Source organism: Ruegeria sp. CG11, assembly GCF_056537245.1.
In genome coordinates, this window is the sequence record NZ_JBQFRE010000013.1 from 1 (window position 1) to 15,444 (window position 15,444).

Sequence of the window (15,444 nt, forward strand, 5' to 3'; positions counted from 1 at the left end):
CCGGTCAAACACGATAAGCGCAGGTACAAACGCCGCAACCAGATCGAGATCATGTTTGGCAGGCTCAAGGACTGGAGGCGCGTCGCAACCCACTATGACCGCTGTCCCAAAGTATTCCTTTCTGTTATCGCGCTCGCAGCAACCGTCATCTACTGGTTATGAATCCTGACCCTAGTCGGTATGCTGCTACTAATAGCTTGGAAATTCCATTCCATTTGGATTTTGTTTGAACCCAAGCACTTAAAAAAGCCGTCAAGAACTTCAATATTTCCTATTTGCTTGCTTTGAAAGAAAACCTGATGGGCGTTTTAGCAGGTGATTTCGCCTATAGGATCGGGCCTGGAGCGGGCATCCACCTTTGATTTCAAAAGGACGAACTTGTTTCAACTGAGAACATCGATGGCGAAAAAACGGAGCAGTGGAAGATGCACGTTTCAGACGTGGAGTTCTCTAACCGGGAAGGAAACCGCATATTGAATCTCTCGCCCGACGTCCAAACAATGTTCTCAACTTGGGATCTAGAGGTGACGGAAAAACATGAGGAAGACCATATTTGGGTAAGTCACGTAGCGAGAGATATGGGTATGCAGTCCTGTCACACAGCGCTGGTTCGTCTGCTCGATTGGGCTAAACCGACCGATGCCAAAATGTCATGGCGCAGGGAGGCTGGAAAAGAAAAACTCAGTACCATTGAGGGCATCCGAACAGCTATGAAAACCGCTATTGATGAGAAAATCGTTCAGTATGTCATGGGTCAGAGACCGCATTCGATGCCTTTTTTTGAGTGACTAATACTCCAACCCGAGGTTCTCTGAGGAGTCATGCTAAAAGTCACTCTGCTGTTAAAAGCCGTTTTGCAGACCAGCAATTCGCAGCTAATTTAGGGCGCACGTTGTCGTTAGGGCGCGCATTTAAATATGCTTTTGTTGGTCGATGGCACCACGGTACTTTCTTATGACATCTTCGTTGTCACCAATGATATGCGCTCGGGCTTGTCTCGCGAGACTGAGGTTTATTTCGTCAACCAAACTGTTTGAAACCTTGTGGATGCCGGTTGGGAAAGCATCGGAAAAGCTCACTACAATCGCGCGATCTGGAGACAACGGGTAATAGAAATCGGCTTGGTCTGTTTCATGCTGACCATCACGCCGCGACAGGTTTGTTACTGGTACGTCCGAAGTAATGAAGGGTTCTGACCCATCGTTAAAGCATACCTTGAGATTGTTTGTTGCTGCAAAAACTCTCTCTGTTCCAATTTTCAACGGACATTTAGCGTCTACGGACCCCGCAAACTACTGCTTCTTATTGGTGTTCGTAACTGCATTCCAATCTTCCGGTGGCGGATTCTCCAGCAGAACTTGGGCGCGGGACATCATGACGGTTGAGGCGGGATCTCCGTTTCGCGCTTGATCAGCGGCCTTAAAGGCCGCAACAGCCTTTTCAAACTGCCCTGCGCGATAATGTGCAAGGCCTTCTTCGTAGGGCTCAATCCACGCAAGCGATCCGTCAACCCCATCCGCCATCGCGATCAGCTCGTAGACCACCAACTCCTTCGTGCGCCCAAATACTGTTAGCGTGTCCAGTTCGCGCACCACGATCGTATCAGCCGCTTGGCGTCGGGTTTCCGGACCAATCAGGATCAGTGTGTCGTAATCCTTATTGGCTCCCTCCAACCGGCTGGCAACGTTCACCACATCGCCAATTGCAGTATAATTCAAACGCTGCTCTGACCCTATATTACCGACCAGAGCCTCGCCACTGTTTAGCCCGATCCTGACGCGCAGGGGGTTGCCTGCGTCGTCTTCAATTCCGGCCTCTGCTACAGCAGTGACAAGGTCCAGTGCCGCGCGACAGGCATTTTCGGCGTGATTAATATCCTTGCGCGGCGCGCCCCAGAAGGCCATCACAGCGTCGCCCATGAATTTGTCGATAGTTCCCCCATTACGAGCGATGGCCGCAGAGGACGCGTTGAAGAAGGGTTCCATCATTTGGACGATCTTGGGGCCCAGTTTCTCAGACAGACCTGTGAAACCCGTGACATCGCAAAATAACACGGAAATCTGCTTTATTTCTCCGCCTGGCTGAGTCTTGATACCCTCGGCAACCAGCATGCGCACCAAGTCGGTAGGTACGTACTTGCGGAATGCTGATAGCCCTGCAGCCATACTAGCGGTCGCAGCAGAGAGGTTTGCAAGCTCAGAAAGTTTGGAGGGCCTGCGCGAAATGCGTTCGACGTCAAAGCGTTCTATTTTGCTCAGGTCTTCGGCGATATACGACAATGGGTTCGCGACTATTTTGCGAACCAGCCAGATCGCCAAGCCGGTGGCAACAATAACCACACCGATCAATATATAGATCAGGTTTATCAATGTCTTGTCGATTTCCTTAAGAAAGGCAGACTCAGGAATGACCGTGGCAACGCGCCAGCCGTAAAACCCCAAAGGCGTAAGAGCTACCGCATAGGGCACACCTCCCAGAACAACACGCTTTGTCGATGCGCCCGGGGCATTTGTTGCAGGGTCACCCAACAGCTTTTCTCCCGCGATCTTAGCGACCTCATAGAGCTCCCCCTCACCCATGCCTGCGGGTGTAATCTCATCCGCTTCCGCATCCGGTACCGCAATCACATTACCATCGGAATCCAGAATAAACGCCGCGCCAAACTCGCCGGGCGCAATAGTCGCCAAAAAGCGCGAAAGTCGATCCGTATCGATCGCCACAGCTAGAACACCTTGCCGAGTTCGGTTGACGTCTATCGGGCCAGCAAAGGCGTAGACGGTTTTGTCACTACCCGGGAGGTCGCGCGCTTCGATCCACCCTGTGGACTCGAGACCCATAAAATTTTCGAACCAGGCATGTCTGCGTGGATCGTAGGATGTTTCGGTAAAGGTTCGCTCTTCGAACTGAATGTCTCCTGGAATGAAGATATAGCGGTCATTTCGCAACATCCTTTCACGGATATCCTTGTCGATTTCAATCATCTCAAGCCCGCCGTCACCTAAACGATGTGACGCGAAAAAGTTCCCATCCGGCCAACCGAAGAAAATCCATGAAATATTCGGCTGCGCCTGCAGTTGAGATAAAAACACAAACTCTCTCTTGTCGGCTTGTCGCGTCGCGATAACGTTCTGGACAAAGATCGTGCGTACGGCTGCCCAGGCGGCTTCGGCTGACCTGAGCGTAACGCCCACCTCTATGCGGACGGTGTTTGCAATTTGACTGTTGATCTCGGCTGCGAGCATGCGGCTATTGTCGCGCGCTGTTTTCCACCACAGGGAGTGGACTATAACCGTCGACACGCCGATGGATATAGCAACCAGTATTGATACAGCGATGCCTACGCTAATTCGCACTAACACTCCGCAAGTAGCGACATGTGCTTTAGTATTGAGTTGAGACAGTTCGAAGAGCAAAGCTTACTTCGCTTTAACGCTGAAAATTCACGCAACTGTTAAGTTCAGCAAAAAGATCCGCTTGTGAAGCATTTGCCGGAGCTAGTATTCGGCTTTAGTTATTACCCGCACCGAAACAAGAAAATCGCACGGTAAACCACGCGTTGATGACAGGCGCGTGTTGAGCGGCATTATCTTCATCAACCGCAATGGCTTACGATGGCGTGATGCACCTAAAGAGTATGGCCCTTACAAGACGCTCTGCAATCGTTGGAAGCAGTGGGGCGATAAGGGTATCTTCGCCGCGATGCTCACCGGCTTGGCCGCTGATCATGGTGAGGAAAAGACCGTCATGATCGATGCAACGTATCTCAAAGCCCATCACACCGCGTCCAGCCTTGCGGTAAAAAGGCCGACGTGGACGCCTGATCGGCCCAACGAAGGGCGGTATGAACACAGAGTTCATGCCATCTGCGACAGCAGAGGCCGCCCGCTGAACCTTTTGTCACCGCCGGTCAGGTTAGCGACTACATTGGCGCAGGGGCATAGCTTTGCAGCCTGCCAAAGGTAGATTGGTTGCTCGGCGACCGGGGATATGACGCCGACTGGTTCAGAGAAGCGTTGAAAGACAAGGGGATACGCGCCTGCATCCCAAGTCGGAAGCAGCGCAAGACAACCGTCAAATACGACAAGCGCCGCTACAAACGCCGAAATCGGGTCGAGATCATGTTCGGACGGCTCGAAGACTGGCGGCGTGTGCCCACGCGATACGACAGGTGTCCGAAGGTCTTCCTATCCGCCATCGCACTCGCAGCCCTCGTTATCTATTGGCTATGAGTCCTGAGCCTAAGTACATCCTCAACAAAAAGCTCAACAGCCCGCCTGTGCAGGTTTGTTGCGCGGGTTGCGAGGTAGAAAGTAGAGGTCCAGTGCAACCTGTTCGGAGCCAGTTCCCGGAGTTTCCCATTCTTCGATCTGCTTTCCACAAAGTGAACCGGCAGTGGCCCAAGATAGTGCCCGGTCTCAATCAGCGTCGCCATAGCTTCCATATTTGCCACGACAGCCTTCGGATCAGTGGACTGAAGCTCTGGTGATACCAGCATGCTGTAGGAACGTTGGCATATCTGATACCCCGAGATGACGTCGAGATCGATCTTGTCGTTGGGCAAATCGAATAACGGGTGGTCGCGGCCGCAATAGAGCCTGTGTTCTTCCTGGCACAATTTGGTGTAGGTCAGATCGGCAACCTGATTACGGAACGGTGCAATCGCGACATGCAATTCGCCGGTGATCAACCGTTGTGTCAGTTCTGTCGGCGAGGCGACAACGATTTCCAAACGAACGTCGTTTGGTCGGTTCAGGAACTGTTTTAGCGACTTCCCAAAATTCAGATCGGAAAGTGTGTTGACGGCATCCACGACACCGATCCGCAGATCACCAGTCGTGACGTCCCGAAGTTCCAGAAGTTCCGCGTCGAAATCGCGTGCGCTGCGCAGGATATCTTTTGCCTTGGCATAGGCTATCTCTCCTCGTTCCGTAAGGCGAAAGCCACCGCGTCCGCGCTCACACACTCGGTAGCCAAGCGCCGCTTCCAGGTCGCGGATTCGGATGCTGATGGCGGATTGAGTGATACCCAACGCAAATTGTGCATCCGTGAAGCCGCCGCAATCAACGACTGCCACAAATGTTTCAAGAAGCGTATTTCTCAGCAGTTTCAAAGATCAATCCCCCCTGATCACATTACACGAAGTTTTTTAATGTGAACATTTATAAAATAGTATTTTTTCATGAAACAACTCATGATGTGATCCTCCCCAGAAGTGATCGACTTAGCGAAATGGGAGGACATTCGCGTGACATTCTCTTTCAACACAATGAAGACAACCGCAGCCGTTGCGCTGTTGGGGCTGGCACCGCTCGCCGCTCTGGCCGAGGACTGGAAATTCGCCATCGAAGAAATTCCAGGCTCGATCATGGACGCCTACGCGCAAGAGTTCAAATCGCGCATCGAGGCGGCTACGGACGGCGAAGTGACCGTCACCGTTTATCCGATGGGCACGTTAGGTACACCCACCGAAACGGTCGAACAGGCCGCCGATGGCGTCATCCAGCTCACCAACGTCTCGATCGGCAACTTGGGCACCGTTGTACCGGAAAGCCAGGTCTTCCTGCTGCCCTACCTGCTGCCTTCCGACCCGGCGGCGATTTCGAACATCCTGAGCAGCTCGGAAACCATCTATGGTCCGCTGAACGAGGATTTCCGCAAGCGTGGTCTGGAAGTTCTGACCATGTATTCCGAAGGCCCGCAGGTCTGGACCACCAACCGGGAAATCCGCACTCCCGAAGATTTTGACAACTTCAAAATGCGCGTCATGGTCTCGCCAATTCTGGTGGAAACCTACAACAACATGGGTGCCAGCCCGACCCCGCTGCCGTTTGGCGAAGTGTTCGGCGCATTGCAGCTGGGTGCCATCGATGGTCAGGTCAACCCGATCCCGACCATCGAAGAGATGAAGTTCTACGAAGTCACCAGCCACCTGATCTGGGCCGGCGAGCAGGAGCTTGTCACCACAGTTGTCGCCGGTTCGGATTGGTTCGAAACCCTGAGCCCCGACCGTCAGCAGCTGGTGCGTGATACCATGGCCGATATGACTGGATTCATCGACGGCGTTGTCACCGACTTCAACCAACAGCGGTTGGACATCATCAAGGAAGCCAAGCCTGACATCGGTCTGGTCGTCCTGAGCGAAGAAGAGCGCGACGCGTTCCGCGAGCGCAGCACCGGCACTTCGGCGACCTATGTCGAAACCGTTGGCCCCCGTGGGCAGGAGCTGCTGGACGCGCTGCAGGCGGAACTGTCGGGTAACTGATCCCTCCCAACCACTCACGTAAAACTTCCTCACGCGCCTTGCGCGTGAGGCTTTCAAAAAGGGGGGACACCATGGAAAACGGTACTGCCACTCCTTTCGGCTTCTTGGGAAAGATCGATGCTGTCATCGGACGGATCGAAGTCTGGATCCTGGGCTGGGGGATCATCCTGATGGCCGTAAACACGATCGCCAATGTCTTTGGGCGGTACGTGTTCAGCCAGTCCATCTATTTTTCCGAGGAACTGAACGAGTTCCTGATCGTCATCGTCACCTTCATGGGGCTGGGCTATGCCACTCGCAAGGGCATCCATATCCGCATGTCAGCGATCTATGACGCGCTACCGATCAAGATGCGCAAGGCCCTGATGGTCGTGATTGCCGCTACAACAGCCGTCGTCATGGCGGTGTTGGCCTGGTACGCGCTGGAATACGTTCAAAAAGTTGCCGCCCGAGGGCGCATCACCCCGGCGCTGCAGCTGCCGCTGTACTTGACCTATGTCTGGGTCGTGATCGGCCTGGCGCTGGCTTCGTTTCAATATCTGCTGACCGCGATCCGTAACCTGAACTTCGCCGAGGAAGAGGTCTATGTCTCGTATCTCGAAGTCGACAGTTACGAAGATCCCGAAACAGCGGCAGCCATCAAGAAATTCGAAGACTCCGCGGAGGCAGAAAAATGACCGAGTTGATGCTAGCCGTCATGATCATCCTGCTGCTGGCAGGGTTTCCGATGAAAATGCCGCTGATTTCGGCGGCGGTATTGGGGTTCCTTGTCTATTTCCCCACGATGAACATGCAGATCCTGATCCAACAGATGATCGGGGGTGTTAAACCAGCCGCGCTGATTGCAGTGCCGATGTTCATTCTGGCCGCTGACATCATCACACGCGGACATTCGGCAAACCGATTAATCGACCTTGTAATGAGTTTCATGGGTCACATCAAAGGTGGTCTGGCCATTTCGGTTACTTCAGCCTGCGCGCTGTTTGGTGCGGTGTGTGGCTCGACCCAGGCGACCGTGGTGGCAATCGGTGGGGCAATGCGGCCCCGGATGCTGAAATCGGGTTATAGCGACAGTTTCTCGATCGGTCTGATCGTGAACGCTGCGGACCTGGCCTATCTGATCCCGCCCTCCATCGGCATGATCATCTATGGCGTTGTTTCGGGCACTTCGATCTCACAACTGTTCATCGCGGGCATCCTGCCGGGGCTGCTGATTGTCGTCCTGTTCTCGGCCTATTGCATGGTCTACGCCTATCGCCACGACATCCCCGTGCTGCCGCGCGAGGGCTGGGGGCAGCGCTTTACCGCCCTGCGCAAGGCGCTGTGGCCAATGGGTTTCCCGGCCATCATCGTGGGCGGCATTTATGGGGGCGTCTTTTCCCCGACCGAAGCAGCCGCGATCTGTGTGCTTTATGCGGTCATCCTTGAGGTCGCGATCTTCCGCTCGATCAAGGTGAAAGACCTGTTCGACATCGCCCTGTCCACCGGAGCCATCACCTCGGTCGTGTTTATCCTGATCGCGGCAGGAGCGGCCTTCAGCTGGACGCTCAGTTTTGCGCAGGTGCCGCAAACCATCATTGCAGCGCTGGGTCTGGAAAGCGCCAGTCCGCTGATGGTGTTGCTGGCGATCAACGTGGCCTTCTTTGTCGGCTGCATGTTCGTGGACTCAATCGTGGTGATCCTGATCCTGGTTCCGATCTTTGCGCCCATGATCAAGGCCAGCGGGCTAGACCCGGTTCTGGTCGGCGTGCTGATCACACTTCAGGTCGCCATCGGCGCGGCAACCCCACCCTTCGGCTGCAACCTGTTCACCGCCATTGCGGTTTTCCGGCGGCCCTTTGTCGAGGTCGTGCGTGGGGTACCGCCCTTCCTGATCATCCTGCTGATCGTGACCGGGCTGTTGATGGCATTCCCACAAATCGCCCTGTTCCTGCCGGAACTGGCTTACCGATAAACCCTAAGAAACGGAGAAAATCATGTCGGGACATGGTTATGAAGCTGGTCGTCTGAACCTGCCCTTTGTCGGCATCTCGACCTTTGGCAAGAAACCTTATGTCGAGAACTGGGACGAGATCGACGCAGACGTGGCGATCCTCGGCGCGCCGTTCGATTTCGGCTGCCAGTTCCGCTCTGGCGCGCGGTTTGGCCCGCGTTCGGTGCGCGAAGCATCGACCCTGTTCAGCTTTGGTCATGCGGGTGCCTACGATCACGAGGATGACGCCACTTATCTGGGCGAGGATGTCCGTATTGTCGATCTGGGCGACGCCGACATCATCCACACCAAGACCGAGGAGAGCCACGCGAATATCGAATATGGCGTGAAGAAGATACTGGATGCAGGCGCGATACCGGTCACTATCGGCGGCGACCATTCGGTGAACATTCCCTGCATCAACGCCTATGCCGAGGATTGCGAAAAGAATGGCCCGATCCACGTGATTCAGATCGACGCGCATCTGGATTTTGTCGACGAGCGCCACGGCGTCACTGTCGGCCACGGCAACCCGATGCGCCGCGCGATTGAAAAGGACTATGTCTCGGGCATGACACAGCTGGGTATCCGCAACGTGTCCTCGACCGCGAAAGAAGGTTATGAGGACGCCCGCGCCCGCGGCTCGGACATCCTGTCGGTGCGGCAGGTGCGCAAGCTGGGCACCGAAGGTGTTCTGGACCGCATCCCCGAAGGTGCCCGATATTACGTCACGATTGATATCGACGCGTTCTGCCCCTCGATCGCGCCGGGAACGGGTACGCCCAGCCATGGCGGGTTCCAGTATTATGACGTGCTGGAAATCCTGCAGGGGCTGAGCAAGCGCGGAGACGTTGTCGGGGTCGATCTGGTCGAGGTGGCTCCGGCTTATGACCCATCCGAAAGCACGCAGATCCTTGCAGCTCAATTGTTGTTGAACTTCATCGGCTTCATTTTCCACAACAGAAAGTAGACTCCCTCCCGAGGCATTCTTCATCTTGAATGCCCAGATACCCCGGTATGCAGTCAGCCAGAACTGCGTGCCGGGGTTTTCCATTTTCGTGTCAATAATCGTTACGACAGGGAGGTCATCTGCTTGTCATCCAACCCTATAGCACGCCAGTGCTTTCCTTGCGCTTTGCAATTCATTACCTGACCGAGTCGTCGCCTCAAAATTCCTATGGCAGGTTTCGATCCTTATGCTGACATCAAATCGCAATTAGCGAAGTGTAGGTATGTTGCACGGAATCTGTTGCAGGCTTTGGCAGTTGGCGTTCCCGTGGTGAGTAGTCTCATCTGGCTGGCCTAGGGGGTGAAGAAAGCTCTGCCGCGCTGTGTCGTCGGGAGGGGATCGCCGAGAGCCTGTATTACGTTCTGGACCCAAAAATTTGGTTGCCGTGATCTCGCCGGCGTGATTCAAGCCCCTGAGTTTCAGGGGTGTATCATGAGCAATCTATTCTGGTTGACTGACGAGCAGATGACGCGTCTTCAGCCTTACTTTCCGAAGAGCCATGGCAAGCCTAGGTATTCAGTGCCGGTCTCTGATTAAACGCGTCGCGTTCAAAACCATGCAAAAACCGGGCAGGTTAACCAGAACCCAAAATCAAACCGCGCTTGTCGACCGCAAGCAGATCCTGCGGGAAATCCACTTACGACAAGTATTCACGCGCTGCTTTCAAATACCGGCTGTCGAACCCCTCTTCGAACTGCGACAGCAATGGTTCGATAAGATCACGCTGCGCGTCTTTGGCGGACAGCAACGACGCCAGCCCAAGCGCGGCGCGCAGTTGCCACGCCAATGCTGACCGGCTCTTGGCCGCATCAAAGGCTGCGCGGTAGTGCCGTTCCGCATCAATGGCATCACCATGTTTTTGCGCCAGTTCGCCTTTGACCAGACTCAGGTCAATTGCGTGGTTCAACTCACCACCATCCTGCAGCGGTTGTTCGAGTTCACCCAGAACACGCGCCGCTTCCTCAACCCGGTCCAGCGCCAAAAGAAGTCGCGCATGGTTGGCTTCGAAACACACCCGGTGGTAATGCACGCCCGCATTCTTGCAGGCGGCAACGGCTGTGGCCGTCATCTTTTCGGCTTCTTCCAATTGCCCAAGCTGTGCCATGGCACGGGCGCGCCAGAAAGAAGCCCAGACACCCAGGAACTTGTAACCGTATTCTCCGGCGACGGCGCTGCATTCCTCGGTCAGGACCATGACCTGCTCCCAGTTGCCATTCCAGTCGTGGATGCGGATCACACCGTTCGAGAGCGCATAGACCAGTGAGTACGGATCCGGCAGCGACCGAGTATACTCCAGAATGTCATTCCCAACCTTCTCGGCCTGATCGGGGTAGCCCAGCGACCAAAGCGCTGCCGCCCGGAAACATTCCGAGATCACCTTGGGTTCGGCGGCCGAAAGCCGGGGCCCCGGTTGGTCCCATATGCCGTCATCATAAAGCTGCAGCACCCGTTCGCCATAACGAGCTGATAGAACATAGTCGCCGCGGTTGAAATGCGACCACGCCTGCATTGAGGCTGAATACACCTCATACCGGGCATTGCCGCTGCGTTCGGCCTCGTCGGCCAGCGCGGCAAAGGTTTCGTGCCCGGCGCTGACATCGCCGCGCATGGTTTCAAACGCCCCAATCCCGTAAAGAACCGCGACGCGCAGGTCAGGATCGTCTACATCGACGAACAGTTCGCGGGCGCGTTCAAAAGCGGCCTGCGCCTGTGGTGAGGCATAACTGGTGGCGGCAAAATGCACGACGCCAATGGTCGATTGCAGTTGCAGTTCAAGCCGGGCGCGATCGGTAAGGTCATCGATCTCATCAACAAATTCCAAGCCCTGGCTGAGCTGCGCAAGCGCTTCCGTCATCGAAGCGCGGCTCCATGCGGATTTCCCGGCGGTCAACCAATAGGGAACCGACCGGTCCCCCAGACCTGCGGCGACAAAGTGGGTCGCCACCTGTTCAGGGCCGGATTTACAGCGCTCGGGAAACTTTTCTTCCAGCGTCTCCGCAATCTTGCCATGCAACTGTTGCCGCCGTCGCCGCAGTATCGATCTGTATGCCGCTTCCTGAATCAAAGCGTGACGGAACAGCAGACTGTTGCCGCTTTGCGTCGGGTATACCAAGTCCGCCTTGGCCAAAACCGATAGCGATTTTGACAGTTCCGGCAGCGGGGTTTTGGTCACCTGCGACAGCAGATCGATATCAACTTCGCGGCCGATCACCGACCCGATCTGGGCGTATTCGCGGACTGCGCCCAACTTATCAAGTCGCGCCATCAAACTGTCCTGCAGGCTTTCCGGCACCAGATCCGCGCTATTCTTGGATTCCAATACCGAGCGGGTCAGCTCTTCCACGAACAGCGGCACACCATCCGACCGCTCAAACAACTGTTTGCGCTGCTCGACAGAGAACGTGCCCGCGCCTGTCATGCTGTCCAGCAGTTCTTCGACCTCGGCAGGCGTGAGGCGGGACAGTTCACAGGTCTCCAGATGATCCACCTGCCATTCATGGGCAAATTCCGGCCGGCAAGTTGCCAGCAACAGAATCTGGTGATCGGCGAGCTTGGTGACGAAACTGCTCAGCAGCTCCAGCGAGGTGGGGTCGACCCAATGCAGATCCTCGAAATGTACAAGCAGCGGTGCCTGTTTGGCCTGCACGATGACCTGTTCGATCAGCATTTCGATCGTGCGGGTCTTTTGCAATGCGGGTGACAGGTTCAGGGCCCGGTATCTGTCGCATGGCAGCGAAAACAAGGACGCCATCAGGGCGCGGGTCTCGTCCAGATCGGTTTCGGCAACCACCAATTTTTCCAGCTTGTTCAGCCGGGTGTCGTCGTCGTCGCCATCGGTGAATGCAAGCAGGGTCTCGATCTGACGGCGGATGGGGTACAAGGCCGTGTTATTAAAATAAGGCGCAGACTGTAGTTGAAAGACCCGCGCCCCTTCGCGTTTGGCCTGGTCAACGACTTCGTAAGTCAGGCGGCTTTTGCCGATGCCTGCTTCACCTGTGACCAGACACACGCGGCCTTTACCCGATTTGGCATCGTCCCAGGCCAACATCAGGCGCGCCCGCTCGGGGCGGCGGCCGACCAAAGGTGTGAGCTGCCGACGTGCCGAGGTGACAGCGAACCGGTCCTGACGTTCCGCCACAGAAATGACGCGCCAAGCCACCTGACCGGGATCAAACCCCTTCAGTTGGATGTTCTCCAGCGCCTCATAGACGAACATGTCCCCTAGCAGAGAGCGTGTTCTGTTTCCGATGACAATCTGGCCCGGTTTTGCCAGCCCCTGTAGCCGCGCTGCAAGGTTGGGTGTATCCCCGGCGACAGCAGAGGTTGAGGCCGCCCCGGTCCCGTCAAGATCACCGGCCACCACCAACCCGGTTGCGATACCGATACGGGTCTGCAGGCGTTCACCTGCTGCGGTATCAAGTGCGGCAACGGCTTCCACAATTTCCAAAGCGGCACGGCATGCGCGCTCCGCCGCGTCCTCCTGCGCCACGGGATAGCCAAAATAGACCACAACGCCATCACCAAGATACTGGGCGACGTGACCGCCAGCCTCTTTAACCAACTGCGAAACCGAGTCCTGATAGAGCGCCATGAGGTCGCGATAGTCTTCCGGATCAAGCCGCGCCGACAATGAAGTCGATCCGACCAGATCGCAGAACATGATCGTGAGGTGCCGGCGTTCGGCGCTTTCTTCGTCCGCCATGGCTCCGATGGGCTTGGGCTGTTCCGGGTCAGGCTTCAGTGCCGCGATAGCTCTGTTGAGTTTAAGCCGATGACCAAGCACCGTTACACCTATTTCCCTGAGATGATCGCCTGTTACGTCCTCAAGAATTTCCAGGTCGATGCCATTTTCCTCAAACAATTCAGCGTATTGAGGGAGGCCAATATCACTCAACCATGCCGCAATCGATTTGGCCGTCATTAATCCCCTCTCGTTTGCGCGTGGTATTTCTTAGCTACTTTCGTCGCCTACCTTCTTTAGTGTAGTTCCAGAACAGTGGACCAAGGCCCAAAGCTCTTTTATTCCATTTTCCTGCAGGAAGCCAATCCGTAAACAATGACGTTTCTGGGTTGTGTCGCAAACTTTGGGCATTGGTTGACCTGGGCTCTGGGCATATTGATTTTCATCTGCTGGCTTGGTTCACGGCACAAAAACAAGCTGTGAACATGTCTGATCTTTTCTGGCTGACAAATGCGCAGATGGCGCGTCTTGTGCCCTTCTTTCCGAAGTCCCACGGCAAATCACGCGTCGATGATCAGCGGGTACTGAGTGGGGTTATATTTATCAATCGCAATGGTTTACGCTGGCGAGATGCGCCCAAGGAATACGGCCCGCTTAAGACGCTCTACAATCGTTGGAAGCGGTGGAGGGATAAGGGCATCTTTGCGCAGATGTTGATCGGGGTGGCCGCTGATCACGGCAAGGAAAAAACAGTCATGATCGATGCAACCTATCTCAAATCGCATCGCACGGCATCCAGCCTCGCGACGAAAAAGGGGGCCGTGGACGTCTGATCGGCCGCACTAAGGGCGGCATGAACACGAAACTGCCGGCGCGTTTCAACCAGTTGCCCTATTCCGCACCTGTAGACTTTGCGGCCAGAATGGTGCGGGCTCGGATGCGCACCGGCTCGTCCACCATTTCGCCATCGATCATCACCGCGCCCTCGGCAGCTTTCAGAACGCGCTGTGCCCACTGGACCTCAACATCGCTTGGCATAAAGGCATGCTTTACCTTGGAGATTTGGTTCGGGTGGATGCACATTTTCCCCGTCATCCCGAGTGCCCTCGAATGCTCAGCATCCCCCCCGGACACCGAAGGGTTTGCAACCTCGACTGTCACACCGTCAAGAGGTGCGGATATTCCAGCAATTCGAGATGCAAGAACAAGCTCGGCACGAGCCAGCAGAAGCGCGTCGCGCTGATGCTCACAACCCAAATCGGCGCTGAAATCAACCGACCCGAAGGCGAGCCGCGTTACCGCCGGAGCCGCTGCGATTTCACGCGCGCGGCCCAGGCCTTTGGCTGTCTCCACAAGTGCGATAATCGGCAGATGGGGAACCTGCGCGGTAATCTGATTGATGTCGCCGGGGTTTTCCGATTTCGGTAGCATCACAGCCGAAAAGCCGCGATCCTTCAGCGCCCGTACATCGTCAGCAAACCAAGGCGTGCCCACTGCGTTGATACGCAGAATGACCGGCAAATCCGTAAATAATCCGTCGACATTTGCGCGCGCCGCATCCTTGTCGGCAGGTGCCACGGCGTCTTCCAGATCCACGATGATGGCATCCGCACCCGAAGCAGCCGCTTTTGCAAACCGTTCCGGGCGCGTGGCAGGAACAAAGAGTGGCACTTGGATCGTATTCACCATGCCGCAACCGCCTCCATTGCGATCGGCCCACCAATAGCCGCTGTCCAAAGTTTCATGCCATCGCCAGTCGCCTCGGCGTTCAACGAAAAATCGGTGTCATCGAAGACAGGCGAATGACTGCGGAAGCGGAAACTCTTGGGCGGTGCGCCCTTCAGATTGGCTGCGTATTGGCACAGCATCGTGGCCTGCATTGGCCCGTGTACGACGAGGCCGGGGTAGCCTTCCGTGTCGATGCAGAACGGTTTGTCATAGTGAATCCGGTGTCCGTTGAAGGTAAGCGCGGAATAACGGAAAAGCAGCGTTGGATGTGGAGTGACTACCTTACTATAGGTGCCGATTTTGGCTGGTTCAGGCACCGCCTTTGTCCGCCCTTCCTTGGGCAAATCTCGGTAAACGATCTCCTGACGCTCGCTAAGCACGGCCCGTCCAGCTATCGAAACCTCGTGATTGACCGTGACGAAACACAGCGCGCCAGTTCGTCCGTTTTTCAGCTGAACATCCGAAACCACCGAGTGACGTTCGACTTTATCACCTATGCGAATGCTGTCATGAAATTCGATCGCACCGCCCGCCCACATACGACGCGGCAACGGAACGGGAGGTAGGAAACCCCCAAGCGCGGGATGCCCGTCGCGCCCAAGCTCTGACATTGGTGCGATGGGCTGACTCAAGCACCAATGTATGAGCAGCGGGGCTCGGTCTTGCGGTGCAGCATCGGAGGGAATGTCGAATGTGGCGTCAAACTGCGCCGCCAGCGAAGGGGACAGAGTTTCACAACCGGTTTCTTCCCGACCAATCCAGCTTTGAAGATATTGGATATCGAGTTCCAC

12 protein-coding genes and 3 pseudogenes are annotated in these 15,444 nt (G+C 55.6%); 9 read left to right on the forward strand and 6 right to left on the reverse strand.

Going from position 1 to position 15,444, the window contains the following annotated elements; translation table 11 throughout:
* Together ACR0KW_RS18960 and ACR0KW_RS18965 are read left to right on the forward strand one after the other, a co-directional pair.
* A partial coding sequence (locus ACR0KW_RS18960) for a transposase (RefSeq protein WP_480806455.1) occupies positions 1–162 on the forward strand: 162 nt, incomplete at its 5' end.
* Between the two features lie 263 nt (positions 163–425).
* Positions 426–788 carry a hypothetical protein gene (locus tag ACR0KW_RS18965; protein ID WP_480806382.1) on the forward strand — a complete coding sequence of 121 codons (363 nt, stop codon included), beginning with the start codon at positions 426–428 and terminating at the stop codon, positions 786–788.
* Positions 789–911: 123 nt separating this feature from the next.
* Here the strand turns inward: ACR0KW_RS18965 and ACR0KW_RS18970 are convergent, their stop codons facing one another.
* Both ACR0KW_RS18970 and ACR0KW_RS18975 read right to left on the reverse strand, forming a co-directional pair.
* Complete coding sequence (locus ACR0KW_RS18970) at positions 912–1,262, reverse strand: DUF4238 domain-containing protein (protein WP_480806383.1); 351 nt, start codon at positions 1,260–1,262, stop codon at positions 912–914.
* A 30-nt stretch (positions 1,263–1,292) separates the two neighbouring features.
* Entirely contained in the window at positions 1,293–3,353 is a 2,061-nt protein-coding gene (locus ACR0KW_RS18975) for an adenylate/guanylate cyclase domain-containing protein (RefSeq protein WP_480806384.1), read from the reverse strand.
* 160 nt (positions 3,354–3,513) lie between these two features.
* Between ACR0KW_RS18975 and ACR0KW_RS18980 the strand changes: the two are divergent.
* Positions 3,514–4,229 (forward strand): annotated as a pseudogene (locus tag ACR0KW_RS18980) (IS5 family transposase).
* Here the strand turns inward: ACR0KW_RS18980 and ACR0KW_RS18985 are convergent.
* Positions 4,217–5,110: a LysR family transcriptional regulator gene (locus ACR0KW_RS18985; RefSeq protein ID WP_480806385.1), complete on the reverse strand. Its 894-nt coding sequence runs from the start codon at positions 5,108–5,110 to the stop codon at positions 4,217–4,219. The pseudogene ACR0KW_RS18980 and the gene ACR0KW_RS18985 sit on opposite strands and share 13 nt — an antisense overlap.
* Positions 5,111–5,245: 135 nt before the next feature.
* Between ACR0KW_RS18985 and ACR0KW_RS18990 the strand changes: the two genes are divergently transcribed.
* The 5 genes and pseudogenes from ACR0KW_RS18990 to ACR0KW_RS19010 all read left to right on the forward strand — a co-directional run.
* Entirely contained in the window at positions 5,246–6,262 is a 1,017-nt protein-coding gene (locus ACR0KW_RS18990) for a TRAP transporter substrate-binding protein (RefSeq protein WP_480806386.1), read from the forward strand.
* Between the two features lie 71 nt (positions 6,263–6,333).
* A complete protein-coding gene (locus tag ACR0KW_RS18995) occupies positions 6,334–6,939 on the forward strand; it encodes a TRAP transporter small permease (protein WP_480806387.1) in 606 nt (201 codons plus the stop codon).
* Entirely contained in the window at positions 6,936–8,216 is a 1,281-nt protein-coding gene (locus ACR0KW_RS19000; protein WP_170327457.1) for a TRAP transporter large permease, read from the forward strand. Before ACR0KW_RS18995 ends, ACR0KW_RS19000 begins: the two co-directional genes overlap by 4 nt.
* A gap of 22 nt (positions 8,217–8,238) precedes the next feature.
* A complete protein-coding gene (gene speB, locus ACR0KW_RS19005; RefSeq protein ID WP_480806388.1) occupies positions 8,239–9,204 on the forward strand; it encodes an agmatinase in 966 nt (321 codons plus the stop codon).
* A gap of 471 nt (positions 9,205–9,675) precedes the next feature.
* A pseudogene (locus tag ACR0KW_RS19010) lies at positions 9,676–9,756 on the forward strand (IS5/IS1182 family transposase); the annotation flags it as partial.
* 124 nt (positions 9,757–9,880) lie between these two features.
* On the opposite strand, the gene ACR0KW_RS19015 reads toward ACR0KW_RS19010, so the two are convergent.
* Complete coding sequence (locus ACR0KW_RS19015; RefSeq protein ID WP_480806389.1) at positions 9,881–13,165, reverse strand: adenylate/guanylate cyclase domain-containing protein; 3,285 nt, start codon at positions 13,163–13,165, stop codon at positions 9,881–9,883.
* A gap of 245 nt (positions 13,166–13,410) precedes the next feature.
* Here ACR0KW_RS19015 and ACR0KW_RS19020 point away from each other — a divergent pair.
* Positions 13,411–13,799: pseudogene (locus ACR0KW_RS19020) on the forward strand (IS5 family transposase); the annotation flags it as partial.
* A 17-nt stretch (positions 13,800–13,816) separates the two neighbouring features.
* Here the strand turns inward: ACR0KW_RS19020 and ACR0KW_RS19025 are convergent.
* Complete coding sequence (locus tag ACR0KW_RS19025) at positions 13,817–14,614, reverse strand: HpcH/HpaI aldolase/citrate lyase family protein (protein ID WP_480806390.1); 798 nt, start codon at positions 14,612–14,614, stop codon at positions 13,817–13,819.
* Complete coding sequence (locus tag ACR0KW_RS19030; RefSeq protein ID WP_480806391.1) at positions 14,608–15,444, reverse strand: HTD2 family dehydratase; 837 nt, start codon at positions 15,442–15,444, stop codon at positions 14,608–14,610. Before ACR0KW_RS19030 ends, ACR0KW_RS19025 begins: the two co-directional genes overlap by 7 nt.

What these genes read in the sequence shown, in the direction of transcription:
- ACR0KW_RS18965 (WP_480806382.1), top strand. Translation starts at nt 426, where the DNA reads ATGCACGTTTCAGACGTGGAGTTCTCTAACCGGGAAGGAAACCGCATA.
- ACR0KW_RS19000 (WP_170327457.1), top strand. Translation starts at nt 6,936, where the DNA reads ATGACCGAGTTGATGCTAGCCGTCATGATCATCCTGCTGCTGGCAGGG.
- ACR0KW_RS18995 (WP_480806387.1), top strand. Translation starts at nt 6,334, where the DNA reads ATGGAAAACGGTACTGCCACTCCTTTCGGCTTCTTGGGAAAGATCGAT.
- speB (WP_480806388.1), top strand. Translation starts at nt 8,239, where the DNA reads ATGTCGGGACATGGTTATGAAGCTGGTCGTCTGAACCTGCCCTTTGTC.
- ACR0KW_RS19025 (WP_480806390.1), bottom strand. Translation starts at nt 14,614, where the DNA reads ATGGTGAATACGATCCAAGTGCCACTCTTTGTTCCTGCCACGCGCCCG.
- ACR0KW_RS19015 (WP_480806389.1), bottom strand. Translation starts at nt 13,165, where the DNA reads ATGACGGCCAAATCGATTGCGGCATGGTTGAGTGATATTGGCCTCCCT.